Raw genomic sequence first — 24,916 nt, forward strand, 5'->3', positions numbered from 1 at the left:
GAGTGGTCGTGAGCTTGCATCGTCATGGGTCCAGACCCTAGCAGCGGCTCTCGACAATGAAGCCCCAGGTGGCGGGATCAGCGGGGCGGATACGGTGTGTTTCCACCCTTCCGGGCTGGTGCCAGCGGTCGTTCATCGAAGGAGCCGTCTGTGGGCCATGGCAGCACGGTCAGCGTGGACCATTCCGTTCGCCAGCGCCTGGTCTTCGTCTCATACACTTCTCTGGGAGCAAGCACCGGGTTCGGCACTATCTTCCGCGCAAACAGGTCATCGTAGCCATGCGGTGCATGGGTTGTGAGGGAGCCCGCATCATCTGAGGTGACCGCGAAGCAGCAGCTCTTCGCGGCAAACTGGTCCACCGCATCAGTGGTGCTGGTAAAGGGGATCGCCGGAACGCCGAAATGCTCCTCGTACCAGACGTGCACACGGGCTTCGTTGCGGACTTCTACATCGACTCCCAGGTCCTTGAATAGCTCACGCGCCCTCAGAATCACCGCGTTTTCTGCCTCGTAGGAGGTTTCCTCGTCGAAGTAGAACAGGTCGTAGTCCCGGATCCCAGCTCGAGGGTCCCTCCCTTCCAACACGTTCCAAACTGTCTGGAACAGAGCCCCGGCAGTCAACCACCAATCGGAGACACCAAGAAGCGGCCCCAGACTAAGAATTTGCCCATTGATCGGGTTCTTGAGGATATAGGCCAAGAAGAGCTGCTCGTCATGGGCGGTCACAAGACCATCCTGCCCCACCCCGTGAAACGACGTCGTTTCGCGTCACCTGGTTCCGTCCCCAGATCCGTGCTGTACCGGGCCGTAGGGTTGGTGAATATGGACATTATTTAGCGGTACACCGGTCTATAAAGAGCGGGCGTACGATTGGAGCCACGAAAGTGGAATAGAGGAACAAGCGATATGGCAAAATCGTCGGAAGGCAGACTTTGGGCTCTCGCGCATGCTGAGCGCGCCGCGCTAGCGGAGGACTTATCGAGCCTTAGCACGGAGCAGTGGCATCACGAGACGCTATGCGGGCAGTGGAACGTCGAGGAAGTCGTCGCGCATCTCACTGCCGCGGCGAGCCTGAACCAGTGGCAGTGGCTGCGCAGCATGCTTGGCGCGCGTTTTCGACCGGATGTGCACAACCAGCGCCGACTTCAGGAGCACCGCGGCAACACCTCGGCCGAAACCCTGGAGGGGTTTCGCGCCGTCTTCGACAGCACCGTCGCGCCGTCTTCTCATACTCCGGCCTACCTGGGAGAAGTTCTCGTGCACTCCCAGGACATCCGCCACCCGCTGGGGCTTTCCCGTACCCCGGGCATTGATGCCTTGACGCCCGTCGCGGAGTTCTTCGCGCGCCGCAACTTCACAGTTGGCAGCCGCACGCGCGCCGCAGGCCTCCAGTTGAAGGCAGATGACGGGCCCTTCATAGCAGGTACGGGACCGGTGGTTACTGGGCCGACCATTGCCCTGGTGATGACGATGGCCGGACGCGTTCCTTACCTTGAGGACCTCCATGGCCCCGGCGTGCCGACCCTTCGCTCACGCCTCCAAAGCATCGCCCCAGTAGCAGGATGACAATTTTGGTGCCAGAAGGACCAGACGAGCAGAACCAGGGCGCCGGGCTACTGGGCGTGTGTTTTGTTGCGGGGGGCGTAGTGGCGGAGTTCGGAGAGAAGCTCGGCGCAGGCCGGGCACCGGCCCAGGTGGGCGGCGGCGTGTTGTCTGGATGAGGTTTTCAGGGTCCCGAGCAGGTAGGAGGCCAGGTGCGGGCGGACGGTCCTGCATTCGAGGCTCGGGCCGCGGGTGTCCGTGATGTGCTGTTGAAGGTAGTTCCGGGTCAGGCCGGCCCTGGCACGGATGTGGAGCAGTGAGACGGCGTTCGCGCTGATGCCCATCAGTTGCGCCACGGCGGCGGGTTTGAGGTCCTCGACGTCCCGGTACCAGAGGACCTGCTGCCAGTGCAGGCGCAGTTCCGCGAACGCGAGGGCAACGGCCTCCATGTCGAAGTTTCTTATGGCGGGGTCCTCGTACGGGGCAGCCTCATCGGGAAGGACGCCGTCGAGGGTGAGGGCGGCCAGTCCACGGTCCGTGTTCGAGGCGTATGCCGTGCGTCTTAGCACGGTCAGCAGGTAGGACCGGAAATTGCGTTCGGGGCCTCCTCCGCGGTTCAGGTTCTCCAGCACGGAGGTGAAGGCTTCCGATACCGCGTCCTGTCGTTCCCGGGACCGGTGGACTTCCAGGGAGGCCACCGTGGATGCCTGCCCGCGATGTTTCTTATACAGGGCGCCGAATGCTCCGGAATCCCCGGTCCGGGCCTTCCGGAGCAAACCGTCAGGATCCTCCGGGACGATATACCGGGATTGTGCGGCGGCGCGTTGTGGGGTGCGCGCGCCGATAGTAGCAACAGCCCCCCGTTGGGCTGTCCCCGAAACTGAGACCATGACCTCATATTACGTCGCCCAAAGTTGAACAGCCATGCATTCCGCGCCTTTGGTAGCGGGAATTGTCCGGTATGGCAGACTTCGCTCATGAGTATCGAGCACTGGTGGTCGAAGCTGAAACCCTCGACCCGGACATGGTTGATCGAGAACAACGGCGACGAGGTGCCCGCGGACGTGGTCGCCGAGATCACCGCAGCCGGCGGGCCGGGTCCTTCCGATGCGTGGTGGATTCCTCCAACAGGGCCTTCGGGTCCCTGTTTCCCGGATGAAGCGGTCGACTGGATCGAGGCGGTCGGCAACGGCGAGGCGTCTGTCCGGACCTGAGCTTGAGGCGTTGTTTCAGGGTTGCGGGGCATGTCATTGTTCCCGGTTCATCAGGTGCACCAGCAGCGCCAGTTCCGGATGCCCGGGATAGCGGGCGACGATCCGCCTCAGTTGTGCCCGTGCCTGTTCGTATTCGGGTTCGGTACTGTTCAGGACCTCGTCGATGATCGATTGCGCCTGCCCGCGCAAGATCGCGGCACTGTCCGCGGCATCAGCCGCCGTGGAAGTGTCAGGCTCTCCTGCCGGCTCAAAAGCTCCGAGCCCTTCGGACACCGCCTGCTCCAACGATCCCAAGTTACCGGTCAACCCAGTCCGTACCGGCCCCCGGTATCAGTCTAGGCACCGCACACCGGAAAAGCTGTCGCCCCAAGGGAATCCGCTGCTCCGACACCTGCAAAACCGCCGCAGACGCCCGACCAAACTGAAGTCCGGGCACTCACGTCCCAATCAAGGAACCACGGAACACAAGGGCCATCACTTATACGCTGGGTCCATGCAGATTCGCGAATCCACCCTGGCCGACCTGGGACCTGTCAATGCGGTTTGTGATGCCAGCGGCCGAACACGCTGGACCATCGAGATGATCGCCCCCAGGAGTGACCGGGTCGTCTTGGTGGCTGTCGCCCAAGGCGAAGTCGTTGGCGTGGCCAAGAGGCATTTCCACCCGGATCCCGAAGGCGGCTGTCCCGCGGGACACTATCTCGGCGGCGTCGTAGTGCTTCGGAGTTCCGCCGACGAGGAATCGGTTCTGCCCTCACCCGGGCGAGATCGGAATGGATCTGGTCTCAAGCTCCGATCGCTTACTACTTCGCAAAAGAACACATCACGGCATCCATCAGGATGCACGAGACTCTCGGCTTCCGGCCGGTCGCCCGATTCCCGGCGATCCGCGGCGTGACTGCGGATGACGGTCGGTCTGAGCTCATTCTCTTCGAGGCGTCCAGATAAGCGATCCCTCATCGGGACGTTTGGTGTGGTGACAGGCTGCTGGATATGAGCACTCGTGAGCGCGACGCCATCGTCGTCGGTGTTTAGTTCAGTCGGGCTACTCCTTTGCCGGCGAGGGCCTGGGTGAGGCGGATGGAGTCGCGGCTGGTTTGGCAGACGTGGGTGTGGTGCAGGAGCCGGTCCACGGTGGCGGTGGCAAGGGTTTTGGGCATGACCTCGGCAAAGCCCGCCGGGTGGAGGTTCGAGGAAATCGCGACGGAGCGCTTTTCGTAGGCGGCGTCCAGGACCCGGTAGAGGCCTTCGGCGGTGTCGGTGGCCGCGGGCAAAAGGCCGATGTCATCGCCTTTGACAGCAAGTCCTTCCGAACCCGATGCATCAACCAGAACCGCTAAACTATCGACCATTCCGTGGTGCGCTTCTTCTCCATCGAAATTGGTGCACATCCAGACCGGCGTTAACGCAGGCTCACCAAGCATAGGTTGCATCATCGTATGGTCCGGGCGAGCTTCTGCGGCCGGCACGGGCAGAGATATCGAACAACGACGGTGCGGAGCAGACGGCATCCCGTGAGGGGTCCGATCTCACGGGATGCCGCCCGAAGCGCCGACGGCATCATCACGCCGGTACCGTTGCGCAGGTCATCGTCCCGGGTCAATGGGGGGTCTCCGGAAGGCTGGGTAGACCTGCACATTGAGTTAACCGCCTTGGCCGCGAATCGTGACGCGGGAATCGCTCCGCCCTCCAATGCCGGGACAAATGGCGCGCGTGCTGGCACTCGGATAACGGTGGAAACGGCGGCGAAGACCCGAAGCACGGCGAGACCGATTGCGGCGGCACGGCCGATGAATAGCCCTGCATCGCCCTGACAGGAAATGAGACGGGCATAAATCGTCTCGTGATGCGCCGGTCCGTGCGGTGACGACCGGCGCCCGGCCGACTTGACGTCCGGTCACGGGCAAACACCCCCGGGGCCGATCGGGGCCTGGTCGTGCGGGGGTTTGCGCGCGTCGGCGGCGTCGTGAATGAAATCCGGGTCTACTGCGACGACGGCCGTTACTCGCCGCGCCTGGACGCCGCGGGGCCGGCAGTGGCTTGTTCCTCGTAGGCGGCGCGAAGCCCTGTCTTGGCGCGGTTCAAGAGGGCGGAGACTGCGTTCGCCCGGATTTCCATGACCGGCGCGATGTCCCGGGGCTTCTCTCCGAGCACTTCCGCGTACCAAAGCACCAGTCGCCACCGATCGGGCAGGGAACGCATCGCGGCAGCGATGTCCTTTTGTTCGAACAATGACAGGGCGGATTCAAGGCCGGGATCCTGGAACGGTATCGGGTCCAGGTCCTCATCCGGCGTCGGTTGTTCGTTTCCGAGCTTCTTCCAGTACCTGTTTGCCACGGAACGGATCGAGGTGAACAAGTACGCCCCGAAAACATCGCTGGGCCCGTTGCCGTTCCGGAGAGCGCACACGACCTTGACGAAGGCATCGTGCAGAACGTCCTCGGCCTCCTGGGTGCCGCCCATCAGCCCGATGGCAAACTGTAGTCCGGGCCCACGGTAGCGCTCATACAACACGGTCATCGCTTCCGGATCCCCCGCCCGGAGACCGGCGAGCAGACCCGATTCTTCATCACTCTGGACCACTGCCTGACCTACCCCCCTGGAGAACCCGGAAAACCAGGAACCCGTACCCAATGCATTCCTACCTGTTAGTAGTCCGGCAACCGCTTGTCATGACGGGAAAGCAGAGAATCAGTGGAATCTCGGAGTTTTCGGGAAGATCCAGTAACCGGCCGCAAACTTCGGGCATGGACGCACGGACTTCACGGGAGTGCGCCGGCCGACACTGGCGCAATGGCTGTTTGCCTGGCGCTGGTGGCGGGTCGCTCTGGAAGACGCGCCTGGATGGACAACGTTCGGCCGGGCGCGGCTATTGGTTGCCCCCGGTGCCGGTTCAGGGGACCTATCCAGTGACCAAGTGCTTGATCGCTTCGGTCTGGAGGGTCTTCGCGACCCGGTCGGCGCATGAAGCTACTTCGGGGTGTGTTGTCGGCGCCGGGCATAGGGCGGTCGCCGCGAGGTCGGCGATGAAGCCGATTCTTTGGGCTTCGCCCAGGGGCGAGCCGACCATCGCGGTCTTGACCCACCCGGAGATGGCAATCTATACGACTTTGCGACCGACGGCCCGGGCCGCCTTGTCCTGCCACATGGTGGCTGCGACCACCTTGGCGATGTCTTTCGGAAGGTCGTTGATGACCTTCTGGACGGCGGCGCAGGCCTCGCCGATCGCGGCGGCGATGGAACAGAGGAAATGCGAAAGTTCCCGGGGGTACTGCGCCCGGACAGTAACAGTCCGGCGTCCGTATCATCAAGCTCCGTGATCGCCTCGACGAGCGAGTCCACGGCGAGTGACCGCAGCTGGTCAAGGCCATCGATCGCGGGCCCCTTCCGGCTGCTTGGCAAACTCTTCAGCTGCCACGCTCGTGGCCGGCGAAGAGAGGACTTTCGCCAGTTTCCCGGCACCAAGCTTCTTCCACCGGCATTGGTAGCCGCCGTGGGGGTCGCTCATTGCCCGGCACATTGGCAGTCATTGCTCCTTCGCCGGGGTTCCGGGGGTGGGCGTGGGGATCTGGATGCTGGTGTATTCGCCGTTGGCGAGGTGGATGGCCCTGCCGGGGATGGATCGTCCGAGATGGTTCTTGGGGATGGTCACGCCAAGGATCTGGGTGCCGCTCAGACCCGAGGTGGGCCACAGGAACAGGCCTTGGCGGTGTTTCTTTGCTTCAGCGACCGGGCCTCTGAAGATGTTGGCCGCGTCATCGATCTGGCAGCCGGCGAGGTAGCCGGTGACCCCGGAGGGCATCGCGGCGAGGGCCTCGGCGAGGGGGCCTTCGGTGAGCGTTTCGGCGTTGTCGATGATGATCGCGATCCGCCGTCCCGGAGCTTGCCGCCTCAGGTCTTCCACGACCTCGGCGAGGTGTTCGGCGGCGTCGGAGCTCGCCGGTGTGATGACGGTTACCTGGTGTCGGTGGGCGGTATCGGTCAGAATCGAGCCGCGCTGGTCGATGACCACACACGGGTGGGATCCTTCAGCGAAGCCTTGGAGAAGCGTTGCCAGCGCGGTGGAGCGTCCGGCACCTCGTTCGCCGGCGACAAGGAACCCGGGGGAGAGAACCCAATCGAGGTGGTGCCGGGACAGTTCGTCGCCGCCGACGCCGATCATCGGACCGGTATCCGCGGAGGATCCCGGTGTGACAGGAAGCTTCGCGGCCTCGAGGTAGGTGATGGAGGCGGGCAGCACATCGACGCGGAACGGTCGGCGCCCGGTTTCCTGCGGTGCCACTTTGACGACGATCTGTTCCAGGGCAGCGTGCTGGGCTGCTCCGTCCACCGGGGCGTCGAGGATGAGCAGTTGGGCTTCACGGGTGGGCTGCGTACCGAAGTAGATCCTGCCCGGGAGGATTTCGGCGGGCAGCTCCCGGGTGGCGATGCCGACCAGCCGGTAGTCGTCCCGGTCGGTCATCGGCAGAAGATATTTGGTGTCGATGAACCCGGTGATCTTGTCGGTGAGCAGTGCCCGGTCCCCGGCGATGACGACCCGGATACCGACGGCGGGGCCTTCGCGAAGCAGCTTCATCAGCTGGTCTTTGAATTCGGCCAGTGCCTCACCGCCGAGGTCCGAACTGACCCGCTCGTAACCGTCGATGAGGACAACGGCGAACGACAACGCATCACCACGGTCGGCTGCGAGACGGCGTTGTTCGTTGATATCCCCTACCCCTGATCTGGCGAGCAGGTTCTGCCGCTCCGAGAGCTCGAGCAGGATGCGGGTCATGAAGCGCTGCAGCCGCCCGGCTTCCATGGGGGTGACGACCGCGCCACAGTGCGGGAGCCCGGCGGCGGGGCGGAGCCCGCCGTTGCCGTAGTCGATCGCGTACAGGTGAACGTCCCGGGCGTCGCGTCGGGCGATCTGGACGGTGATGCCGCGCAGGGCGCTGGTTCGTCCGGAGCGCGCCCCGCCTGCGAACATCAGGTGGGAGCCGTGGGCGATGTCCCATTCCAGGACCCGTTGCGCCTGTTCGGAAGGGATGTCTTCCAGTCCGAGGACGAGCTTCAGTGAGGGCCCGGCCTGGCCTGCGTCGCTGCTTTCCTCCCGGTCGCTGCTTTGATCCGTGCCGGCGATGAGGTCGGTGAGGGTGATGTGCCGGGGCAGGGGAGCCAGCCACGGGGGCGGGTTGCCCGTGATGCCGAGGCTGGTTGCTGCCTGGGTGACAAGTTCGACGATGGCCCGCAGGTCGGTGTCGTCACGGTCGGCACTGGCCGCGCCCCCGCCCTGGGGCCGGGGCGGGAACCGGACGGGTTCCCCGAGTTGCTCCCACCGGACAGGAATGACCTGGGGCAGCGCCCGCACGGCGGTCGACGCGGTGCCGGGGCGCCGCCCGGCGACCATGCCGCTTTGGAAGATCGCGGGGGCCTGCCCGGCTCCGCGGCGGATGTAGCCGCGCCCCGGGGTTGCACTGGTGATGTTGGCGGCGTCGGGAGCGTCGATGACGTCCATCGAGTTCGCCCTGTCGGTAACGCGCAAACTGACCCTGAGGTTGGTGTTGGACTGCATTTCGGGGGTGATGGTCCCGGAGGGTTTCTGGGTTGCCAGCAGCAGGTGGACCCCCAGGGAACGTCCGACCCGGGCGATCCGGAGCAGGCCGGTGATCAGGTCCGGGAGTTCGAGCTTGAGCTCAGCGAACTCGTCGATGACCAGGACGAGCCTGGCCAGGCCACGGGCGGCTGCGGTCTGCGGGTCCCTGGCCCAGGCTTCTTTGACGTCCTCGACACCGAGCTCGGCCAAGACCGTCTGACGGCGTTTCAATTCGGCGTCCAGGGACGCCAGGGCGCGCATGGTTTCCCGTCCGTCCAGGTTGGTCACCATGCCCACGGTGTGGGGTAGGGACGCGCATTGCGCGAACGCACCCCCGCCTTTGTAGTCGATGAGCAGGAAGTTCAGTGCGTCCGGCCGGTTGGCTATCGCCAGGGAAGACACCAGGGTTTGAAGGAAAGCGGACTTCCCTGAGCCTGTTGTGCCGGCGATCAGCCCGTGCGGGCCGTCGGTGGCCAGGTCGATGGCGACCGGGCCTTGGGCGTCCGCGCCGATGACGGCGCGCGTGGTGCGCGGAGCCTGTTCCCAGCGGTGGCGCAGCTGGCCGGGATCGTCCAGGTCGATCCCGAGAAGGTCGACCAGGCGCACCGAGGACGGTGTTGAGGCGTCATCGCCGATGCCTCCGGTGTGGATGATCGGGGCAAGGTTGCGGGCCACGGTCTCGGCCTGGGCGGTGGTGAGGCCATCGAGCAGGACATCGGGGCAGGGCCGTGATGCGGAATCCAGGGATCCCATTGTGGCGTCGTCCGGGTCGATGGTTACCACGGAGACGGTTTCTTCGGGTAACCGGGTGGGGCTCGTGTCGGTCGCGATGACAAAAACACCTACTGCCGGGCCGCGGGACAACAGGTCGATCATCCCGGGAATGCTCCGCCACTGACCGGCGCCCTCGATCAGGACGAAGTAGTGCTCTTCGAACACGACGTTGCGTCCGGCCTGGGTCCGGGCGGTCCGGGAATCGATGACGGTTTTGAGCCAGCCCAAACGTGCCAGGCGGGTTTCCGGGGTGTTCCCGATGAGTGTGTGGGCGCTGTCGTCTCCGTCGGTGTGGGGAAGCCAGCGGACCCATTCCCAGGCATCGGCGTCTGTGGTGTCGCAGAGTACGAGGATCCGGCTTTCCCTCGGGGAGCGTGCGGTCGCGACTTCGATGAGGATGCTTCGTGCCAGTGATGCGGTCACTGGGGCGGGACCGGCAAGGCCGAGGACCCCGAGGGACAAGTCGACGGTGATCGGTGCCGGTGAGATGTCCGGTTTCCCGGCGTCACTGGTGGATTTGGCACCGTTGTGCTCGATCCGGGCGCGCAGGGGTTCCCGACCCACACCGACGCGCACGCTTGAGGCGTCGGCATCACCGGGGCGTCGTTCCCACAGCCGGGCCGTGGGCAGGAGCGCGGTATCGATGGCTTTGACCGGGTTGGAGGCGAGCCGCCACGCCAGCTGGCGTTGGGAGGTGCTGATGGCCGCCAGTTGGACGGTGGCTGCTTGCACATCGTCTTGCCAGCTGTCAGTGGTGCGGCGGCCACGGCTTTTCGCTGTTCGTTGGCTGGCCAGGTAGGACCCGATCACCATGACGGGGGAGGCCGCCGCCATTATCAGCATTTGCGGCCGTTGCATGACCAGGGCCATGACCACTGCCAGTACGACGGGGACGATCGCTGCGATCCACGGCATCGGAGCACGGTCTGCCGACGCGGGTTTGTCTCCGGGTAGCCGCAAGGCGGGCTCGGTACGCGGCGGCAGGATCCGTGCGGCCCGGTTGAATGCCAGGAACCCGGCATCGTCGGGGCGGATGTCCGCGTCGGCCACGGGTGCCGTGCCGATCCGGAAAACCGTGGAGCCGATCTGGAAGAAGTCCTGCTCGCTGATCCCCGTGGCAGAGGTGATCGCCTGGCCATTGAGGATGACCGGCCATTCCTGGTCGGCGTCCGGGCGCAGCATGATCATATTTTCCGGCATGGACCCGTCGGTACTATTGACTCCGCCGTCACCGTTGCCGCTGTTGTTGGCGGGCGGGGCACCGGGGGGCAGGACCGTGGCGTGCCGGGGGTGGACAAAGGGATCGGCGAGGACGAGGTCGGCATCCTTGCTGTATCCGATCCGCCAGCCTTCTGCGGGAACTTTCTCCGGGTCCAACACGATGGTGGCTCCGGCGAAAGGGCCGGAGACGGCCTCGAGCCGGATCGTGCCGGCCTGAACCGCGGATCCCTGATTGGAGGCTCCGGCGAGTGCAGGGATCCGGGCGCCGGCACGCAGCGATGATTCGCTGAGAAGTTTCTCCGCTGGTTCGGCAAGTGCCTGGGCCGGGAGGTCCAGGGCTGCGGCGACTTCTGCGATCGTTGTGTCGGGTGAGACCTTGAGGACCACGTCCCGGTACGCTGTCCCGCCGGTGGTCTGATCGTGCTGGCCACCTGTGTTGGCCGGTTCAGCGACGCTGAGCCTGACGTTTGCCATGGACTATTCCGCTTCCGTCGAGCCAGGTGTTGTCGCCGGGGCAGCGGCTGGTTGGTTGAATCTGCGGCGTACCCACATCAGGGAGGCACTTCCGGTGAGGAGCATGGCGGCAGCCGTTGTGAGCAGGGGCACGGGGTTGGCGACGGGCCCGGTCGCAGCGAGCCGGCTGCCGACCCCGGTCCCGGTCGGACCACCGTTGGCCAGTTGACCGGTGATGGCCGCCAGGGAGGAGCCCATCTCGGCGAACACGCCCGTCGGTGCCGTTTCGAGCAGGGCACCAGTGGCCGCGGCGGCCGTAGCGGGTGCGTTCTGGTGGACCACGTTCGTCACGTTGGTCACGCTCGGTTGCGCGGTCGTTCCGTGGGAGGCGGTGGTGATTTGCTGGACCACGGTGGTCGGGTCGGCGTCAACCCCCACGACAACGGTACTGGTGGCTTGGTCCCCGGCGGAGTTGACAACCACGTAGGAGAATTGGTCCAGCCCTGTGAAATCGGCGTTCGGAGTGTAGGTCGCGGTCCCGTCAGGGGCACACGTGACCTGCCCGTGTGCGGGGGTCCCGCAGGTCGAGAGCGTCAACTGACCACCGTTGGGGTCAACGTCGTTGGCCAGGACATTCACCGTGCCTGAGTTGTTGCGTTTGATGGAGAGCGTGTCGATCGTCGCGATCGGGGGCTTTGACGCGGCCTTCACATAGCTCAGCGTCAGGGTGGCCGGTTGGGAAGTCTGCCCGAACGGGTCCGTCACCGTGAAGCTGATGGTGAGGGTTCCGGTGTAGTCCGGTGCCGGGGTGAAAAGGAACCCGCGGACCGGGTCGAGGGTGACCTGGCCGGCGCTGGCCGGGTTGACGCCTGTCGCGTTGAATGCGGGCCCGGCGTTTTTGGAGCATCCGGGGCAAGTGTAGGTGATGTCGGTGAACGGAATTGAAGCCTGTGTTCCTTGGGAGAATGGCACGTCATAGGTGCGTGACTGGGCTGTCGGGGGAGCCGGAGGCTTCAAGGTCACGTTGAAAACCACGTCAATCGGGGTGCTCGCCCCGGGCGGGAGTGCCTCGATGATCACTGCCTGCTGGGCAGTCGCAGGATCGTAACCCAACGACGTAAACGTCACGGTCCCGTCGGGTGCGCAGGTGACGGACAGCTGGGGCGTCGGCGGTGTCTTCGGACACGCCGTGATCGTCATCCCGGAGGTCAGAGAGGCCTGCGCCGACCCCAGAAAGTCAACCGATACGGACGTCGACTGCGGGGCTCCGCCGCCGCTGCCGTTCCCGCCTCCTGCGGGCGCTGCCAGGGCGGCCCCGGTGGCTGGTCCGAGCAGCCATGCCGAGGTGACCAAGGCGATGACTCCAAGCCGGCGCATCGACGGTTTCATGCTGTTTCCTCCCCAATATCCAGCCGCCAAAGCAGGAAAACTTTGCTGGCCAAAGTATGTCGATAAACGCCAGAAGAATTACGGCGCCGCGCACCACTCTACCCAGTGAAGATGCCATTTGTGACAAATCCGGCGGTTAATTTGATCGGGATGATGGGACGATTGCCTCGTCCGATGAGTTTCCCGAAGATGAAATTCACAGGAATCGAAGCCACGGTCCGCTGCTGGAGTTCGTCGACAAAGAACCGGTTATCGGGCATTATCAAAGTCATCCTTTACACTGGGGATTCACCCGCCGGTATCCGATGCAGATGTAGTCCTGCTTGGTGAATTGGTCCTGTGCGAAAAGGCCCGGTAGGCGGATCCGATGGTTGATAAGGGGAGTTAACTGATGAGTGCTGCGCAGCAAGAGCGGCAGCCGGGTTCCGGTGCTCCGGCACTGGGTTCACTACGGAACGATGACCTGTTCCCGGACCACGCGTTCGAGAACGAAGCGTCCTCGATGGCTGGTCCGGCGTCGGGGTCCAAACGCGCGCTCGGGAGTGGCTTGTCGCTGCTGCCGGGGCTTGAAGAATCCGGGCTGGGGCACAGGCCTCTGTGGAAACGGCCGGCGATCCTGGTCTCCAGTGCCATGGCGCTTGCGGTGCTGGCGGTCGCGGCCGTTTTGATTGTCCTCCAGGTGAATTCGGCCCGTCCGCCGGCTGTGTCGAACCTGACAGCCACCCCCGGCAGTGCAAACATCGACCTGCGCTGGGAAGGCCCGGACGTCCCGTACAGCGTTGCGCTCCTCAAGGACGGCAAGGCCTCCACGGACCTGAGCTACCTGGTACGCGGCCGTGAGGCGTGGATACCGAAAACCCCGGCCCTCGCCCCCGCAGGGGCTTGCTATATCGTCCGGCCCGCCGGGGCAGGGGCACCAACGACGGTCCCGGCCACCGATGCCGATCTCGCGGCCCAAGGCGCTGCGAAAGTCTGCCCCAAATCTTGATTTTCCCCACTGACGAAAGCATCTGACACGCATGAAGACCCCATCTCCGGCCACGTCCCGCCACACTCCGGTCCGTGCGGTCGCAGTCCTCGCGATCGTGGGCGCAGCCTTCCTGCTGACCGGTTGCATCCCCTCCGCGGCCCCCGCGCCGACCACCACGGACGCTCCGCCTGGCACCGCGGCGCCGACCGCGACTGCCACGGCTTCTCCAACGGCAAACCCGAACGGGATCGAAAAGCTCAACGGCGCGGATATCATCGGCCAGAGCCTCACCAACAGCCTCGAAACCAAATCGGTCCACCTGACCGGCTCGTACACGGCACCGGCGCCCAAGACTGCCAAACCCGCCACCCCGAGCCCCTCCCCGGGTGCCGGAACCCAGGCCGTCACGGTCGACCTGACCGGGTCCGCCACCACCTTCAAAGCCACCTTCATCATCGGGACCAGCACCGTCGAACTGCGACGCCTGGACAATGACGTCTACATGAAAACCAACCAGCAAGCCGCGGCGCAACTCGGCGAACCGCGCCTGGCCAAAGGATTCCTCAAGTACGGCCCCGGCGACGCCATGGTCAAATCATGGCTCGCGCTCACCGACGCACCGACCATGCTCAAGACCATCCTCCAAGCCAACGTCACCGGACTGACATACACCGCCGGATCCATCACCACCGCCGGAAACGATCCCGCGATCCAGGTCCTGATCACCGAGAACAGCCGCCTGGCCGGCACCCTGCTCGTCGCGACCACAGGCAAGCCCTTCCCGCTCAAACTGACCATGGCCGATGACACCGGAACAGCTGACTTCACCTACGCCAACTGGGGTCTCGATCCGGCCGTCAGCGCCCCCGCCGTGACGGAAATGGCCCCGGCGGGTTAAACCCTTGGGCGCTGCCGCGTCACGAAAACGGCCCCGGCGGGTTAGACCGCTGAACGCTGCCGCGTCACGAAAACGGCCCCGGCGGGTTAGACCGCTGAACGCTGCCGCGTCACGAAAATGGCGCTGGCGGGTTAACTCTCTGAGCGGGTTATCCGTTTGTTCCGGGTATTCTTGTGAATTTGCGTGGATCCCGGGTCAGCCTCCGCTTTTAATTCTGAAATTCGTTACGCAGTACCAAGAAAATTGTCCGGCTCATTGGGTGCCGGTTCGCCACTATTGTGGGTGACCGAAAGGGACGTAACGTCATGGCCGAATACAAAGTAACTTCCGAACAGCTATCCCATGTTTCGACGCAGCTTTCGAGCGGCTCGGCGGATATTGAGGGGAAACTGTCGAATTTGAATGCCCAGGTCAAAGCGTTGATCGATAACGACTGGCAGGGCGGCGCGTCGACGTCCTTCAATGACCTGTATGAGCAGTTCCACCGCGCCGGCATGGACCTGAAGAGTGCCCTTGAAGGCATCTCCCACCAGCTCGGCACGGCCGCCCGCGCTTACGAGGAGACCGAACACAACGTCACCAGCGGCTTCCACTCCTAACGGCACGTTCTTTGCCAAAAGGTGCTGGTGATGCCTACGGCATCGCCCGAGGGTACCGTTGCCGGTCTTTGGCGACGGTTGAGGGTCATGGATCTCCCGTGCCGGCTCTCCTGAAGAACATTCGTGTTCATTCGATGCAGGATACGGCCGTGCGGGTTTTTAGTGTTCAGGGGTGTTGGTGATGAGTGAGTTCAGGGTCGCTTCGGAAGCGATTCGGGGTGCCGGTGCGGGCACCGAAGCATTGGTGGCTGAGTTCGATGCCCGGCTGAAACAGTGCAACCAGCTCGCCTCGGCTCTCGTCGGTGGCTCGTGGTCTGGTCCGGCGTCGGCGGCGTTCGGGGCCGGGTGGGCCGAATGGTCCCAAGGCGCATACGAAGTCCACGAAGCTCTCGCCGGGATCGCGAGGCTCCTTGGCGAAGCCGCCACCACGTACGAGGCCACGGAAGCCGCAGTCACCAACGTCTCTGCCGGATCCAGCATCACCTCGGGCGGCACGTCATGACACGGTTTGAAATAGTCACCGAAGATCTCGAACACACGATCGGGTCCCTGTCCGGAATGGCTGGTTTCTGCGAGTCGCTGCTCGCGGACGTGGAGAGGCTTGCCTCAGCGGTGTCGGATCATTGGTCCGGCGAAGCCCACACCCGGTTCCTGGCATTGAAGGCCGAATGGGCCCACGGCGCGGGAAAAATGAACGAAGGCCTGAAAGCAATCCATACCGCAGCCTCGACATCGAGCACGAACTACCAGTCCGCGGTCGACGCCGTTTCGAAGGGCTGGTAGAGCGGGTGGTTGCCCTCGTCATTGACACCGAAGCCTACACCGACGCCTCAGCTGCCGCTTCCAGCGCCGCCGCGACGGTATCGAACGCGTTGAGCACGGCAGCGTCAGGGCTGAACGGCCTGACACCGATGGCCGGTTCGGACCAGAACGGCCGGAAATGGGCCACCGATTACGACCACATCGCCGCCCAGGTCTTCCTCCTCGGCGGGAAACTGCAGGAAGCGCTCGGCCAGTCAGCGGCGAACCTGGGCGCGAGTGCTTTCTACTACCACCAGGCCGAACATACCAACGCCGGGTGGAGCACGGGCGGGCTGTCCCTGCCTGCCCCGTACCCTCCTGTGCCGTGCCATGGAGTGTCTACCGCGTCCGGTGGCGTGCCGGATTTTCCGAAGACGAATCCTGCGTTCGAGTGGTTCGAACAGATGGTCGCGGGGATCATCGGTGACTTGTGGCCGGACGGGGACCGGGACAAGCTCGAGCAGGCCGCCGGCGTCTGGGACACACTGGCCGGGGAATTCGGGAAAGCCGCCACGGACCTGGAAAAGATCACCACCGCCCTGGCCGGGGTGTCCAGTCCGGAGATCCCGAAAGTCAACGCCGCAGTGGCGGACATGAAAACACTTGCCACGTCGCTTCAAAATACCTCGGAAGCGTTGGCGAAGGGCTGCCGCGAGTTGTCCGGGAAAATCAACTACGTCCACGTCCAGACCGAGATCACGCTCGGCATCGTGATCGTCACGGTCGGCGTCACGTTATCGGCCGGGGCAGGGTTCACGGTTTTCACGCTCGGGGCTTCCGATGCTGTCGCTGTCGCCGCGGTCGGTGGTGAGGCTGCCGGGGCCGCGGCCACGATCACCGGGTTCATCGCCGAGCTCTCCGCGTTCATCGCCAGCAGCGTCGGCGGGCTCGTCACCGCGGGAGCTGAACTCATAGGAGCCGGCAGCGGTGTCGCGGCCATCATCGGGACCACCGTCGGGGAAGCAACGGCAGGGGCAGTAGTCTGGGGTTTCGCCAGCGGGGCCGAGAACACGGTCGTGGCCGGCATCACCGAACCCGACGCCAACCTCAACGACGCATTCCTCAGCGGCTTCATCGGCGGAGCCACCATAGGGGGAGCCATCGGCAGTACCACAGGACTCGCCGGCACCCTCGGCACCAAAGCCGCAGTGGACGCTGCAACCACAGAAGCCGGGCTCATGGCAGGCGAAGCCGGGGATCTGAGAAAGCTCGTTGTGCCTGAGCAGGGTATGCGCTTCCCGGGGGCGGGTGACTTTGGCAAAGGTTTCGATCCGGCGGAAGGGTTCAAGGACCACCGCGTGGAAGCCCTGACCGAGCGTCCAGGGGAGATGTATGGTCACGACGCGAACGGTGTCCCGTATACGCGGCAGCAAGCCCGCGAGCTGTTCCTGGACGCACAGGGCAATCCACGATGGCCGCTCAACGACGGAAAAGTCCCCGGCAGCGAGCACCTCTATACGGATATGAACGAGTTCATCGCCCAATACGGGCCGAAAACCGACCGAATCGGCATGGCCGAAGACGGTGGCGGTAAGTATTTCGCACCCCAGGGCACTCCCACCGGGCAGCGGTCACTGGATCTCAGTTTCCAAACAAAAGTCCTCCATGACTACGAATTCACCGGCACACTCCCTGACGGCTGGACGGTAGAATCAAGCAAAGTCGAACCAGCCTTCGGTCAAGACGGCGGCGGCACCCAATTCCGCATCCTCAACGAAAAAGGCAACCCCGTGGACGTCGATGAACTAAAGAACGAAGGTGTGATCCGTGTTATCGCCCCTTAACCCCGAGCTCCTCCGACTTGCCGAAGAACGCGATCGAGTCGTGATCCTAGACCGGCCCGGTTACCTCCTCGTCCTCCAATATGGATATGACGAATGGTTCATGGAAAATCGTGGGGCAAGTTTCGCCGTTCTCAGACTGGGCGAACGCGACACTACACCAACCGTCAAGATGGAAGCCACCCGGCTTATCGACGCTGAAAAATACCTTGCCGCACGGCTTCTGGGCGGTTGGCGGGACTACAAACTCAGACTCCCCGTATTCACCGCCCTGGATCAGCTGAAATACCCCAAACCTGGCTCCCACGTCGAGCCGACTCCGGAGAGCCCTTGGGCATCGAAGGCTGTGGTCTGGGCAGACGGTGCCTTGAAAGCGAGCTTCCAACTGGGTTCATATGCGAATGAGTTCACGTATTACCAGGATGCGTCGTTCGAACAGATGCGGGCCGCCTACTCCAACCGGGACGGTGCCCCGCTCTTCCCGGCACCCAGCACATTGGAACCGTGAAATTATCCGTTAGCCCCGACCTCCGTCACGTCGCTGAAGAGAACGATTATGTCGTCGTCCTGGACCGGCCGGGGTATCTACTCGTTCTCAAACCCTATGGGTATGAAGATAGTTTCTTCATTGAAGACCGGGAGGGGAGGTTCGCTGTCCTTTTGAGGGGCGAGCGCAACATGACGCTAACCCTTCAGATGGAAGCCTCCCGGCTCATCGATGCTGAAAAATACCTCGCCGGGCAACTCCTCTTCGGTTGGAGAATCTACAAACTCAAACTCCCACCCTTCACGGCATTAGACCAAGTAAAAGACCCCAAACCGGGCTCTCGGGTTGAGGAATACCCGCAGAGCAGCAAGGCCAGCGTGATCTGGGCCAGAGTGACTCCGAAAGCGAGTTTTCGTCTCGGTTTTGACGCGAAAGCGTTCACGCACTACCAGGATGCGTCGTTCGCGCAGATGCGAGCGGCTTATGCCGACCCGGATGGTGCCCCGCTCTTCCCGCCACCCGACACACTGGAACCGTGAAGTCACCCATTAGCCTCGAACTTCTCCAGCTCGCCGAAGAGAACGATTATGTCGTCGTCCTGGACCGGCCAGGGTATCTGATGGTTCTCAAACCGTATGGGTATCGAGACGATTATTTCATCGAGGATCGAGAGGGAAGTTTCGCCGTCCTCCGTCTGGGCGAACGCGAAACCACTCCAACCATCGAAATGGAATCAATTCGGCTCATCGACGCCGAAAAATACCTCTCCGCGGGACTACTCTTCGGTTGGAGGACCTACAAACTCAAACTCCCACCCTTCACTTATGCGGATCAATTGAAAGATCCCAAGCGCGGCTCCCGCGTCGATCTATATCGCGAGAGTGATCGGGCTACCGTGACCTGGGCAAACGGGACACTGAACGCGACCTTTCAATATGTTGTTGACGCAAACAAGTTCACTTATTACCGGGACGCGTCGTTCGAGCAGATGAGGGCTGCTTATGCCGATCCGGACGGGGCGCCACTCTTCCCGCTACCCACTGAGCCTGGGCATTGATGAATGTTCGCGAACTGAACGAAAAGCTTGTTGAGATGGGCAAGCGGCCGGTGAACGACTCCGCCGAGGTCTTCGATCCATACGGCACTAACCTGCGTCAGCAGACCGACGGGAAATGGGTTATCGCAGGAAGCGACGGTCGCGGCGGTGTGTCCTACCGCTATGGGCCGATGAAAGCGGATGGCGGGGCCGATATCTTGACTTTTGAAACGAGCGGTGCAGCCTGCGACTACATCTGGCAGGAAGCCACGGCCCCTCGTCCGAAGTTGGAACCTTCCACATCCACGCCAGAAGAAGATGCGGCCCGCGTGAGGCGCATGATCGAACGCCACGAAGCCGCGGTGAAGACTGCTACGGAAACCACGAAGCGGAACATTCGCGAACTCAACGACAAGCTCGTGGGTGTTGGCCAGCGGCCGGTGAATGATTGGCCGGTGGATGCTTCTGTCGCTGGCTTCGATCCGTATGCTCTGGGGTTGCGCCAGCAGGGTCAGGGAAAGTGGGCCATCATGATCGGCGACGGAATCGATGGTGTGGCATCCGAATTTGCGCCTCCGACTTTCGCAACCGTCGAGGCCGCGTGCGACTAGATCTGGCACGAAGCCAACGCGCCTCGACCCTATTCGTAGTCATGAAAATACGCAGTGGAAGAGCAGGAATGCGTCCGATGCCATTGGTCCCCAAAGCATCTGAAGCGTCGCCGGCTTCCTGACGGTGCCCTGTTTCCACCGGGAGGTTTTCGTGGCCGGCGCCCGCGCCGTCGTGTAAGCAGGCCGTCATGCCGTTGTGGTGACCAGGCATAACTCACGTTCGGTCCTGCTAGCGGGAATCCCCGACGAAGCATTTGCCGCTGGCCAACACGGGTAGGCCCGACACGGAAACCTGGCCGGCCCTGATCTCGCCCATGACGCAGTCCTTGTCCAGCCTGGCCGCGGCGCCGATGGCGTCGACATCCAGTCCCGTCGGTGTCTTGCTTGCGGACACCTCAACGGCGGAGGCGGGGATGCCGGCCGAAACGAGTTGCGATCGCAATGCATCTTTTGCCGGTTTGGGGGTTGCGGCGGCATGGTCTTCAGTACGGACTCCATCGTCTGCTTCATGGCGGCAGTCCCCGGGCTGAGCGATGCCGATGCCGATGCCGATGCCGATGAATTTCCAGCACTGGGTGGGACAGCCGGAGTGGTACTGGCTGCACTCGACGGGGGCAGGCGATGAAACCGGCGTGCTTCCTGATACGACAGGGGCAGGCGCCGTGCAGCCGGCCACGAGTAACGGTACCGCAAGCAGCAAACCCCTGCATCCGGCCACGTAGCCGCGTCCTGGTGGTCTTCCCGGCGTTCCCCTGCTCATCACCTGGCCGCGCCACATGCGGCGCAATGCCGCTTGTGGCGCGGCAGTTGTTCACATCTTGGCTGTTTTCAGGCCTGTGCATCCACGAGTTCCACGGTCTCAGTAGCGAGGAGAAGAGGCTAATTGACTTCTCCGGCCGAAGGAAGATCCAGGCCCCTGGCGCTGCCGCGTCACGAAAATGGCTCTGGTGGGTTAATCCTGTGAGTGTGCTGGCTGTTTGCCCGGTCAAGTGCTCTGAAATTCGTTACGCAGTACCAAGAAAATTGTCCGGCTCATTGGGGGCCGGTTCGCCACTATTGTGGGTGACCGAAAGGGACGTAACGTCATGGCCGAATACAAAGTAACTTCCGAACAGCTATCCCATGTTTCGACGCAGCTTTCGAGCGGCTCGGCGGATATTGAGGGGAAACTGTCGAATTTGAATGCCCAGGTCAAAGCGTTGATCGATAACGACTGGCAGGGCGGCGCGTCGACGTCCTTCAATGACCTGTATGAGCAGTTCCACCGCGCCGGCATGGACCTGAAGTCCGCCCTGGAAGGGATCTCCCACCAACTCGGCACGGCCGCCCGCGCTTACGAGGAGACCGAACACAACGTCACCAGCGGCTTCCACTCCTAGCAACAGCCGTCCCGGGTTGCGACTCCACGGCTGGCTCCTCTGCCAACAGGCCCGGAAACCAGCACGGTTCCCTTCCTGCCCGGTACGTCCTGCTTTGGAAGCAGCAATCCTTAACCCGCGGTTCGGCAGCCGCAGTCCGACATAGAGTGCGCGACTGACCGGGTCCGCGGGCTCTGGCGTTGGTTCACGCCCTTTCTGATAGGGGGATTCAAGATTGTCTGATTTCAAAACGAGCACGACGGACGTGCAGGGCTTGTCCGGTACGTTGGCGGCCCATGCGGCGGAGTTCAGTGCGCGGCTTGACCAGGCGCGGGCGGTCAGTGCCGTAGTGATAGGCGGGACCTGGACCGGAGGGACCGCGACCGAGCTCGGTACGGCCTTGGAACACTGGTTCGTCGGTGCCGGGAAAGTCCAGGACGTCCTGAGCGAGATGTCGGTCCTACTCGGCAACGCCGCCGGAGCGTACGAGATCACCGAATCCTCGCTGGCTGCGGCGAGCGGGCAGGCCCTGTCCGACGCGCACCTTCCCGCACCCGGTGCAGGTACCCGGTGAGCGGGGTGTTCGGGGTCGACACGGATGACTTGCCTGGATTGATCAGCGAGCTCGCGCAACTGACGAGCTATGCGAACGAGTTGCTCGCCCAGGTCGAGCAGCACGCGGCGGCCATTGCCGGGTCCTGGTCCGGTGCCGGGCATGAGAGTTATCAGGGGATGCACACGGTCTGGGCGGCCCAGGCGAAGATCCTGGCCGAGGAGATCGATCACATCACCACCATCACTTCCCATGCCCATGGCTTGTACGGGGTTGCCGCGGACGCGGCAACCCGGGGATGGTACTGATATGGCCCGGCTCGATATCGAACCGGTGTCCTATACCTCCGCGGCGCATCTCCTGGCCACAGCCCAGGGCATGGCCGGTACCGCTGTGAGTAGCCTGACCTCGGGGTTGTCCGGGACCGGATCGATGGCAGGGCATGACCCGTCCGGGCAGACCTTTTCCACGGACTATGACCAGATGGCCTCCGGGATCGTGTCCGCGATGGATGACGTGTTCGCGGTGACGGGTGTACTGGCGCAAAAACTGGTGCAGACCGGCAATACCTGGGCAGACGCCGAACACCACGCGTCCGGAGGCAAAACACCTCCCGGGACGGACACTGTCGGTGTTGAGCTGTCCGGGACGGGCACGGCTGTGCCGCCCTCGGCGGCCGGCGGTGACATCCCTGTGCCCGACGGGTGGAACTGGATCGCGGCCGTCGCCGGCGTGGTCTGGCCGGACGGAGACCCGTCCAAACTGCGCGACGCGGCGCGGGCCTGGAAAAACGCCTCAAACGACCTGGAACTGATCAAAGCCCAGGTCCAGGGGGTTGCCCCGTCTCTGACCGGCATCAAGGCCCCGGAGATCCCCCTGATCGAAACGAAGATGAGTGACTTCGGCACGCACCTCGGCGACCTGGTCACCGCGTGCGACCAAATGGATGCGGCGTGTACCGAGCATGCCCGGACCATTGAGGACGCGCACACCGAGATCGGCAACGAGATCCTCGAGATGCTCGCGTTCATGGCAGTGACCGAAGCCGCCGCTGCCGCTTTGGCGGTCGTTACCGTCGGGGTATCCGAAGCCGGGGGCGTCGCAGCCGTTGTTGCACGGATCGCGGTGACCTCCGCGAGGGTCGGCGCTGTCTGTTCCCGTGTGTTGGAAGCCGCCACGCAAGTCGCGACGAAGATCCGGACCGTACTCGCGATCGTGAGCAAAGCCACGACCGGACTAAAAGAGCTCAAAATCATCAAACCGATCGTCTCGATCGGGGAGAAATCCCCCGCCTGGGCGAAAGTCGGGGCAAGCATCGCAGGGAACACCGGACTGAACCTGGGCATCGACGCAGCGCTCAATGGCGGCACCCCCGGCAACATCGGAGCCGACCTCGCCGGCGGCCTCCTCCCCTTCGGCATGAGCAAAGCCCTCAACGGAGCCCGGGACCTGACAAAAGTCGACCGTCTTGCAAACGGCCTTAAGCCTCCGGGGCTTAACCCGCCGGTTTCGCCCGCTATCGGTGACACCCTCGGCGGACCAGGCCGGATCGTAGGTATCGGGTTGAAAGACAACCCGGCATGGGCAAGATATCAGTCCCAGATCAGTGGCCTCCTTAGATCGCCGGACGGCAAAGTGCTCGAATATCGGGTTGGCGGTGTTAAGTTCGATGGTGTCCATTTCCGTGGAGACCCACCCGCCCCGGTCCTTCTCGATGCTAAACTCGGGTACACCCGCTTGAATTCTCCAGGGTACAACCCGAATATTGCGAAAGCGCTCATCGCGGAGGCACGTCGACAAATCAATCACGCTGACGGCATTCCCATCGAATGGCATGTTTCATCATCGGCGGGAGCAGAGAATCTTCAAAGGCTACTTGATAGGCAGCGCATAGTTATTAAGGTCGTCCATACAGAATTCAAAGGATAAAGGTATATTTATACTATGACCGTTGTTGACAACGTTGTGATGATAATGGCGAATTGGGGCGCGAGAGGTGAATCCGCTTCAGAAGTCGCCGCACGCACTCAACGGATGATTGACCTTCTCCTGCCGCTCGGCTACCCATTTGTCAAATGGGCAGAAAGTGAGTCCGGCGCCGCGTGGCCCGACAACTCCGAAGAAGCCACGGCATTCGTCAAGGAATGTATTGCTCGGGACGATCCTGACGAGGGCGGAGAGCGTCTGGAGCGCCCGGAATTCGGGTACCAGTTTATGCTGTATACCGGCGACTATAACGGTCCTGACGCTAATGTTGACTTCGCGTTTGATATCGACGCAGGGTCCTCTCGGGTACATCAAGAATCACGCATGAACAAGATCAGCGTGATGATGATGTGGAAGGATCCCGATCAGCTCGGCGAGCTGGCTGCTCCCTTGCCATTCATACTCAAAGCGTTCGCGGCGGCTTGGCAGCCGGATTACGTCACGATCTACGACGATCATGTCCGTGAGGCGCAGCCGATGCGGTACACCAGTCCCCTCGTAGGTGCTATGACGTGGCTTGCCGATCGTCTCGGTACAGTACCCTCTGCTTTGGAGGGAGCTAAGATCGAGCGTTTTGAGCACGGCACGCTCATTGATCTCCGAAACCCGGCAGACCAGTCCTTTCCCACTGCTGAACACGTGGCCAGAGTTTTTGACGTCCTGGATGCGACAGGGGTTCTTGGCGAGATCCCAGCCATTCAGCCGGCACTTTCTCAGGGATAGATTTTTCCGTCTATTGATGTGGCAGATAAAAGGGGCAAGCCGTCGGCCGACGCCGCGGTCGTCGCCGCGGTCGTTGCCCAGAGCTTCTGTACGTGGGCGGGACAGGGAAGTCTCGACCGCAGTCATGTCGCGAGGGTGAGCGTGTCGACACGGTGTGGCCACGCTGTGTCCTTTCCGTCATGGCGTGTCGAATACTTGTCTCATGAAGACATCGCGACATCGCACACGAAGGCTTCACACTGCTCACCCACATTGGGCTCGCCCCGGCAATGCACTCTGATGAATTCAGGCAGTCATACCTGGTACAGCTGGCAATTCCGTTCCGCGGGCCGACAGTAAAAAGGCTTGCGGTGGGCTCTCTGGCTTGAGAGGCGGCACACCAGGCAAATCGCTTCCCTCGATATCAGCCTGAGTTCCCATGGGTGACGTGCCGGACGCATCTGCGTACTTTGCCGGGGCTTTTGGTATCCGTTCGATGCGTGCGTCTTCCCGGGTTCAGCGCTATGAAAACCAGGCCCGTTAGGGATGAGGGGCAAGAGTCTGCGGGCAGAGCGAAAGATTGGAGAACCATGGCGAAGTCGTTGGGCCGGGGCGGCCTGCTTGAGGCGATTTTGAAGTGGTGGCCCCGATCACCATTTTGGCGCCTGGCGGCTCATGTTCCCGGAGTGGCCCTCGTCTTAGTCGGCGTTTTCACCAATACGGGCGGCCGTCGTCAATGTCGATCTGGATTTCCACCCGACCGCCAGGGTTGGCAAGCAACGAGACCACGCAGTACTCGGCGTCAAGAGTCAGCCAAGGGCTCGCTTCTAACACCTCACCTGTGGGAGACAGCGGAAGCTTCGTGCAGATAACTTTCATCGGGCGACTCCATTGAAGATGACCTTGTAATCCTAGCCATAGTCGATCGCGCCAGTGCGTTGGTTCATGTAGAAGTGCACTTGGAAGT

The 24,916-nt window shown here is 63.0% G+C and carries 29 protein-coding genes; 18 read left to right on the forward strand and 11 right to left on the reverse strand.

The features are described from left to right. Window positions 1-77: 77 nt before the first annotated feature. Complete coding sequence (locus ABH924_RS21540; RefSeq protein ID WP_404502097.1) at window positions 78-725, reverse strand: nucleotidyltransferase family protein; 648 nt, start codon at window positions 723-725, stop codon at window positions 78-80. A 180-nt stretch (window positions 726-905) separates the two neighbouring features. Between ABH924_RS21540 and ABH924_RS21545 the strand changes: the two genes are divergently transcribed. Continuing rightward, on the forward strand, window positions 906-1,565 hold the full coding sequence (locus tag ABH924_RS21545; RefSeq protein WP_404502099.1) for a maleylpyruvate isomerase family mycothiol-dependent enzyme: 660 nt from the start codon (window positions 906-908) through the stop codon (window positions 1,563-1,565). Window positions 1,566-1,612: 47 nt separating this feature from the next. Here the strand turns inward: ABH924_RS21545 and ABH924_RS21550 are convergent, their stop codons facing one another. Continuing rightward, complete coding sequence (locus tag ABH924_RS21550) at window positions 1,613-2,431, reverse strand: sigma-70 family RNA polymerase sigma factor (protein ID WP_404502101.1); 819 nt, start codon at window positions 2,429-2,431, stop codon at window positions 1,613-1,615. An 87-nt stretch (window positions 2,432-2,518) separates the two neighbouring features. On the opposite strand from ABH924_RS21550, the gene ABH924_RS21555 reads away from it, so the two are divergent. After that, window positions 2,519-2,755: a hypothetical protein gene (locus ABH924_RS21555; protein WP_404502103.1), complete on the forward strand. Its 237-nt coding sequence runs from the start codon at window positions 2,519-2,521 to the stop codon at window positions 2,753-2,755. 33 nt (window positions 2,756-2,788) lie between these two features. Here ABH924_RS21555 and ABH924_RS21560 read toward each other — a convergent pair whose 3' ends face one another. After that, complete coding sequence (locus ABH924_RS21560) at window positions 2,789-3,028, reverse strand: hypothetical protein (RefSeq protein WP_404502105.1); 240 nt, start codon at window positions 3,026-3,028, stop codon at window positions 2,789-2,791. Between the two features lie 408 nt (window positions 3,029-3,436). Between ABH924_RS21560 and ABH924_RS21565 the strand changes: the two genes are divergently transcribed. After that, window positions 3,437-3,703 (forward strand): GNAT family N-acetyltransferase, encoded by a 267-nt coding sequence (locus ABH924_RS21565; RefSeq protein ID WP_404502170.1) that lies wholly within the window; start codon window positions 3,437-3,439, stop codon window positions 3,701-3,703. A gap of 83 nt (window positions 3,704-3,786) precedes the next feature. On the opposite strand, the gene ABH924_RS21570 is transcribed toward ABH924_RS21565, so the two are convergent. From ABH924_RS21570 to ABH924_RS21595, 6 genes are all read right to left on the reverse strand, one after another. After that, entirely contained in the window at window positions 3,787-4,107 is a 321-nt protein-coding gene (locus ABH924_RS21570; protein ID WP_404502107.1) for an ATP-binding protein, read from the reverse strand. Window positions 4,108-4,756: 649 nt separating this feature from the next. Further along, window positions 4,757-5,338 carry an RNA polymerase sigma factor gene (locus ABH924_RS21575; RefSeq protein WP_404502109.1) on the reverse strand — a complete coding sequence of 194 codons (582 nt, stop codon included), beginning with the start codon at window positions 5,336-5,338 and terminating at the stop codon, window positions 4,757-4,759. A 319-nt stretch (window positions 5,339-5,657) separates the two neighbouring features. Continuing rightward, the gene (locus ABH924_RS21580) at window positions 5,658-5,825 is read right to left on the reverse strand and encodes a hypothetical protein (protein ID WP_404502111.1); all 168 of its coding nucleotides are present in this window, start codon (window positions 5,823-5,825) and stop codon (window positions 5,658-5,660) included. A gap of 291 nt (window positions 5,826-6,116) precedes the next feature. Further along, complete coding sequence (locus ABH924_RS21585) at window positions 6,117-6,263, reverse strand: hypothetical protein (RefSeq protein WP_404502113.1); 147 nt, start codon at window positions 6,261-6,263, stop codon at window positions 6,117-6,119. Window positions 6,264-6,281: 18 nt separating this feature from the next. Beyond that, window positions 6,282-10,799 carry an FtsK/SpoIIIE domain-containing protein gene (locus ABH924_RS21590; protein WP_404502115.1) on the reverse strand — a complete coding sequence of 1,506 codons (4,518 nt, stop codon included), beginning with the start codon at window positions 10,797-10,799 and terminating at the stop codon, window positions 6,282-6,284. A gap of 3 nt (window positions 10,800-10,802) precedes the next feature. Beyond that, window positions 10,803-12,167: an Ig-like domain-containing protein gene (locus ABH924_RS21595; protein ID WP_404502116.1), complete on the reverse strand. Its 1,365-nt coding sequence runs from the start codon at window positions 12,165-12,167 to the stop codon at window positions 10,803-10,805. A 391-nt stretch (window positions 12,168-12,558) separates the two neighbouring features. Between ABH924_RS21595 and ABH924_RS21600 the strand changes: the two genes are divergently transcribed. The 10 genes from ABH924_RS21600 to ABH924_RS21645 all read left to right on the forward strand — a co-directional run bounded on the left by ABH924_RS21600 (window position 12,559) and on the right by ABH924_RS21645 (window position 19,350). Continuing rightward, on the forward strand, window positions 12,559-13,155 hold the full coding sequence (locus ABH924_RS21600) for a hypothetical protein (RefSeq protein WP_404502118.1): 597 nt from the start codon (window positions 12,559-12,561) through the stop codon (window positions 13,153-13,155). Between the two features lie 31 nt (window positions 13,156-13,186). Next, window positions 13,187-14,035, forward strand: a complete 849-nt coding sequence (locus tag ABH924_RS21605; protein ID WP_404502120.1) for a hypothetical protein — start codon at window positions 13,187-13,189, stop codon at window positions 14,033-14,035. Window positions 14,036-14,340: 305 nt separating this feature from the next. Then, window positions 14,341-14,634 carry a WXG100 family type VII secretion target gene (locus tag ABH924_RS21610; RefSeq protein WP_404502122.1) on the forward strand — a complete coding sequence of 98 codons (294 nt, stop codon included), beginning with the start codon at window positions 14,341-14,343 and terminating at the stop codon, window positions 14,632-14,634. A gap of 181 nt (window positions 14,635-14,815) precedes the next feature. Continuing rightward, window positions 14,816-15,136: a WXG100 family type VII secretion target gene (locus ABH924_RS21615; RefSeq protein WP_404502124.1), complete on the forward strand. Its 321-nt coding sequence runs from the start codon at window positions 14,816-14,818 to the stop codon at window positions 15,134-15,136. Beyond that, window positions 15,133-15,417, forward strand: coding sequence for a WXG100 family type VII secretion target (locus tag ABH924_RS21620; RefSeq protein WP_404502126.1), 285 nt, complete (start codon window positions 15,133-15,135; stop codon window positions 15,415-15,417). The genes ABH924_RS21615 and ABH924_RS21620 overlap by 4 nt, the downstream gene beginning before the upstream one ends. A gap of 5 nt (window positions 15,418-15,422) precedes the next feature. After that, window positions 15,423-17,219 (forward strand): TNT domain-containing protein, encoded by a 1,797-nt coding sequence (locus ABH924_RS21625; protein WP_404502128.1) that lies wholly within the window; start codon window positions 15,423-15,425, stop codon window positions 17,217-17,219. Then, on the forward strand, window positions 17,203-17,724 hold the full coding sequence (locus ABH924_RS21630) for a hypothetical protein (protein ID WP_404502130.1): 522 nt from the start codon (window positions 17,203-17,205) through the stop codon (window positions 17,722-17,724). Before ABH924_RS21625 ends, ABH924_RS21630 begins: the two co-directional genes overlap by 17 nt. Then, on the forward strand, window positions 17,721-18,242 hold the full coding sequence (locus ABH924_RS21635) for a hypothetical protein (protein ID WP_404502132.1): 522 nt from the start codon (window positions 17,721-17,723) through the stop codon (window positions 18,240-18,242). The genes ABH924_RS21630 and ABH924_RS21635 overlap by 4 nt, the downstream gene beginning before the upstream one ends. Beyond that, complete coding sequence (locus ABH924_RS21640; protein WP_404502134.1) at window positions 18,239-18,760, forward strand: hypothetical protein; 522 nt, start codon at window positions 18,239-18,241, stop codon at window positions 18,758-18,760. The genes ABH924_RS21635 and ABH924_RS21640 overlap by 4 nt, the downstream gene beginning before the upstream one ends. Then, window positions 18,760-19,350 carry a hypothetical protein gene (locus ABH924_RS21645; RefSeq protein ID WP_404502136.1) on the forward strand — a complete coding sequence of 197 codons (591 nt, stop codon included), beginning with the start codon at window positions 18,760-18,762 and terminating at the stop codon, window positions 19,348-19,350. Before ABH924_RS21640 ends, ABH924_RS21645 begins: the two co-directional genes overlap by 1 nt. Window positions 19,351-19,579: 229 nt before the next feature. On the opposite strand, the gene ABH924_RS21650 is transcribed toward ABH924_RS21645, so the two are convergent. Then, window positions 19,580-20,068: a DUF6993 domain-containing protein gene (locus ABH924_RS21650; RefSeq protein WP_404502138.1), complete on the reverse strand. Its 489-nt coding sequence runs from the start codon at window positions 20,066-20,068 to the stop codon at window positions 19,580-19,582. A gap of 367 nt (window positions 20,069-20,435) precedes the next feature. Here ABH924_RS21650 and ABH924_RS21655 point away from each other — a divergent pair, with 367 nt between their 5' ends. The 5 genes from ABH924_RS21655 (at window position 20,436) to ABH924_RS21675 (ending at window position 23,970) form a co-directional block, all read left to right on the forward strand. Next, window positions 20,436-20,729 carry a WXG100 family type VII secretion target gene (locus ABH924_RS21655; RefSeq protein ID WP_404502122.1) on the forward strand — a complete coding sequence of 98 codons (294 nt, stop codon included), beginning with the start codon at window positions 20,436-20,438 and terminating at the stop codon, window positions 20,727-20,729. Between the two features lie 214 nt (window positions 20,730-20,943). Next, window positions 20,944-21,282, forward strand: coding sequence for a WXG100 family type VII secretion target (locus ABH924_RS21660; protein WP_404502140.1), 339 nt, complete (start codon window positions 20,944-20,946; stop codon window positions 21,280-21,282). Further along, complete coding sequence (locus ABH924_RS21665) at window positions 21,279-21,569, forward strand: WXG100 family type VII secretion target (protein ID WP_404502142.1); 291 nt, start codon at window positions 21,279-21,281, stop codon at window positions 21,567-21,569. The genes ABH924_RS21660 and ABH924_RS21665 overlap by 4 nt, the downstream gene beginning before the upstream one ends. Before the next feature lies 1 nt (window position 21,570). Next, complete coding sequence (locus tag ABH924_RS21670) at window positions 21,571-23,190, forward strand: Tox-REase-5 domain-containing protein (protein ID WP_404502144.1); 1,620 nt, start codon at window positions 21,571-21,573, stop codon at window positions 23,188-23,190. 15 nt (window positions 23,191-23,205) lie between these two features. After that, window positions 23,206-23,970, forward strand: coding sequence for an Imm52 family immunity protein (locus ABH924_RS21675; protein ID WP_404502146.1), 765 nt, complete (start codon window positions 23,206-23,208; stop codon window positions 23,968-23,970). A 690-nt stretch (window positions 23,971-24,660) separates the two neighbouring features. Here ABH924_RS21675 and ABH924_RS21680 read toward each other — a convergent pair. Then, window positions 24,661-24,828, reverse strand: a complete 168-nt coding sequence (locus ABH924_RS21680; RefSeq protein WP_404502148.1) for a hypothetical protein — start codon at window positions 24,826-24,828, stop codon at window positions 24,661-24,663. Between the last annotated feature and the right edge of the window lie 88 nt (window positions 24,829-24,916).

Origin of the sequence: Arthrobacter sp. GAS37 (genome assembly GCF_044908325.1) — a bacterium.
GTDB classification, from domain to species: domain Bacteria; phylum Actinomycetota; class Actinomycetes; order Actinomycetales; family Micrococcaceae; genus Arthrobacter; species Arthrobacter ramosus.

Coding starts and splice junctions, on each gene's coding strand:
- ABH924_RS21585 (WP_404502113.1), bottom strand. CDS start 6,263: ATGAGCGACCCCCACGGCGGCTACCAATGCCGGTGGAAGAAGCTTGGT.
- ABH924_RS21595 (WP_404502116.1), bottom strand. CDS start 12,167: ATGAAACCGTCGATGCGCCGGCTTGGAGTCATCGCCTTGGTCACCTCG.
- ABH924_RS21600 (WP_404502118.1), top strand. CDS start 12,559: ATGAGTGCTGCGCAGCAAGAGCGGCAGCCGGGTTCCGGTGCTCCGGCA.
- ABH924_RS21555 (WP_404502103.1), top strand. CDS start 2,519: ATGAGTATCGAGCACTGGTGGTCGAAGCTGAAACCCTCGACCCGGACA.
- ABH924_RS21550 (WP_404502101.1), bottom strand. CDS start 2,431: ATGGTCTCAGTTTCGGGGACAGCCCAACGGGGGGCTGTTGCTACTATC.
- ABH924_RS21680 (WP_404502148.1), bottom strand. CDS start 24,828: ATGAAAGTTATCTGCACGAAGCTTCCGCTGTCTCCCACAGGTGAGGTG.
- ABH924_RS21570 (WP_404502107.1), bottom strand. CDS start 4,107: ATGGTCGATAGTTTAGCGGTTCTGGTTGATGCATCGGGTTCGGAAGGA.
- ABH924_RS21670 (WP_404502144.1), top strand. CDS start 21,571: ATGGCCCGGCTCGATATCGAACCGGTGTCCTATACCTCCGCGGCGCAT.
- ABH924_RS21675 (WP_404502146.1), top strand. CDS start 23,206: ATGACCGTTGTTGACAACGTTGTGATGATAATGGCGAATTGGGGCGCG.
- ABH924_RS21655 (WP_404502122.1), top strand. CDS start 20,436: ATGGCCGAATACAAAGTAACTTCCGAACAGCTATCCCATGTTTCGACG.
- ABH924_RS21615 (WP_404502124.1), top strand. CDS start 14,816: ATGAGTGAGTTCAGGGTCGCTTCGGAAGCGATTCGGGGTGCCGGTGCG.
- ABH924_RS21580 (WP_404502111.1), bottom strand. CDS start 5,825: ATGGTCGGCTCGCCCCTGGGCGAAGCCCAAAGAATCGGCTTCATCGCC.
- ABH924_RS21620 (WP_404502126.1), top strand. CDS start 15,133: ATGACACGGTTTGAAATAGTCACCGAAGATCTCGAACACACGATCGGG.
- ABH924_RS21545 (WP_404502099.1), top strand. CDS start 906: ATGGCAAAATCGTCGGAAGGCAGACTTTGGGCTCTCGCGCATGCTGAG.
- ABH924_RS21605 (WP_404502120.1), top strand. CDS start 13,187: ATGAAGACCCCATCTCCGGCCACGTCCCGCCACACTCCGGTCCGTGCG.
- ABH924_RS21590 (WP_404502115.1), bottom strand. CDS start 10,799: ATGGCAAACGTCAGGCTCAGCGTCGCTGAACCGGCCAACACAGGTGGC.
- ABH924_RS21645 (WP_404502136.1), top strand. CDS start 18,760: ATGAATGTTCGCGAACTGAACGAAAAGCTTGTTGAGATGGGCAAGCGG.
- ABH924_RS21610 (WP_404502122.1), top strand. CDS start 14,341: ATGGCCGAATACAAAGTAACTTCCGAACAGCTATCCCATGTTTCGACG.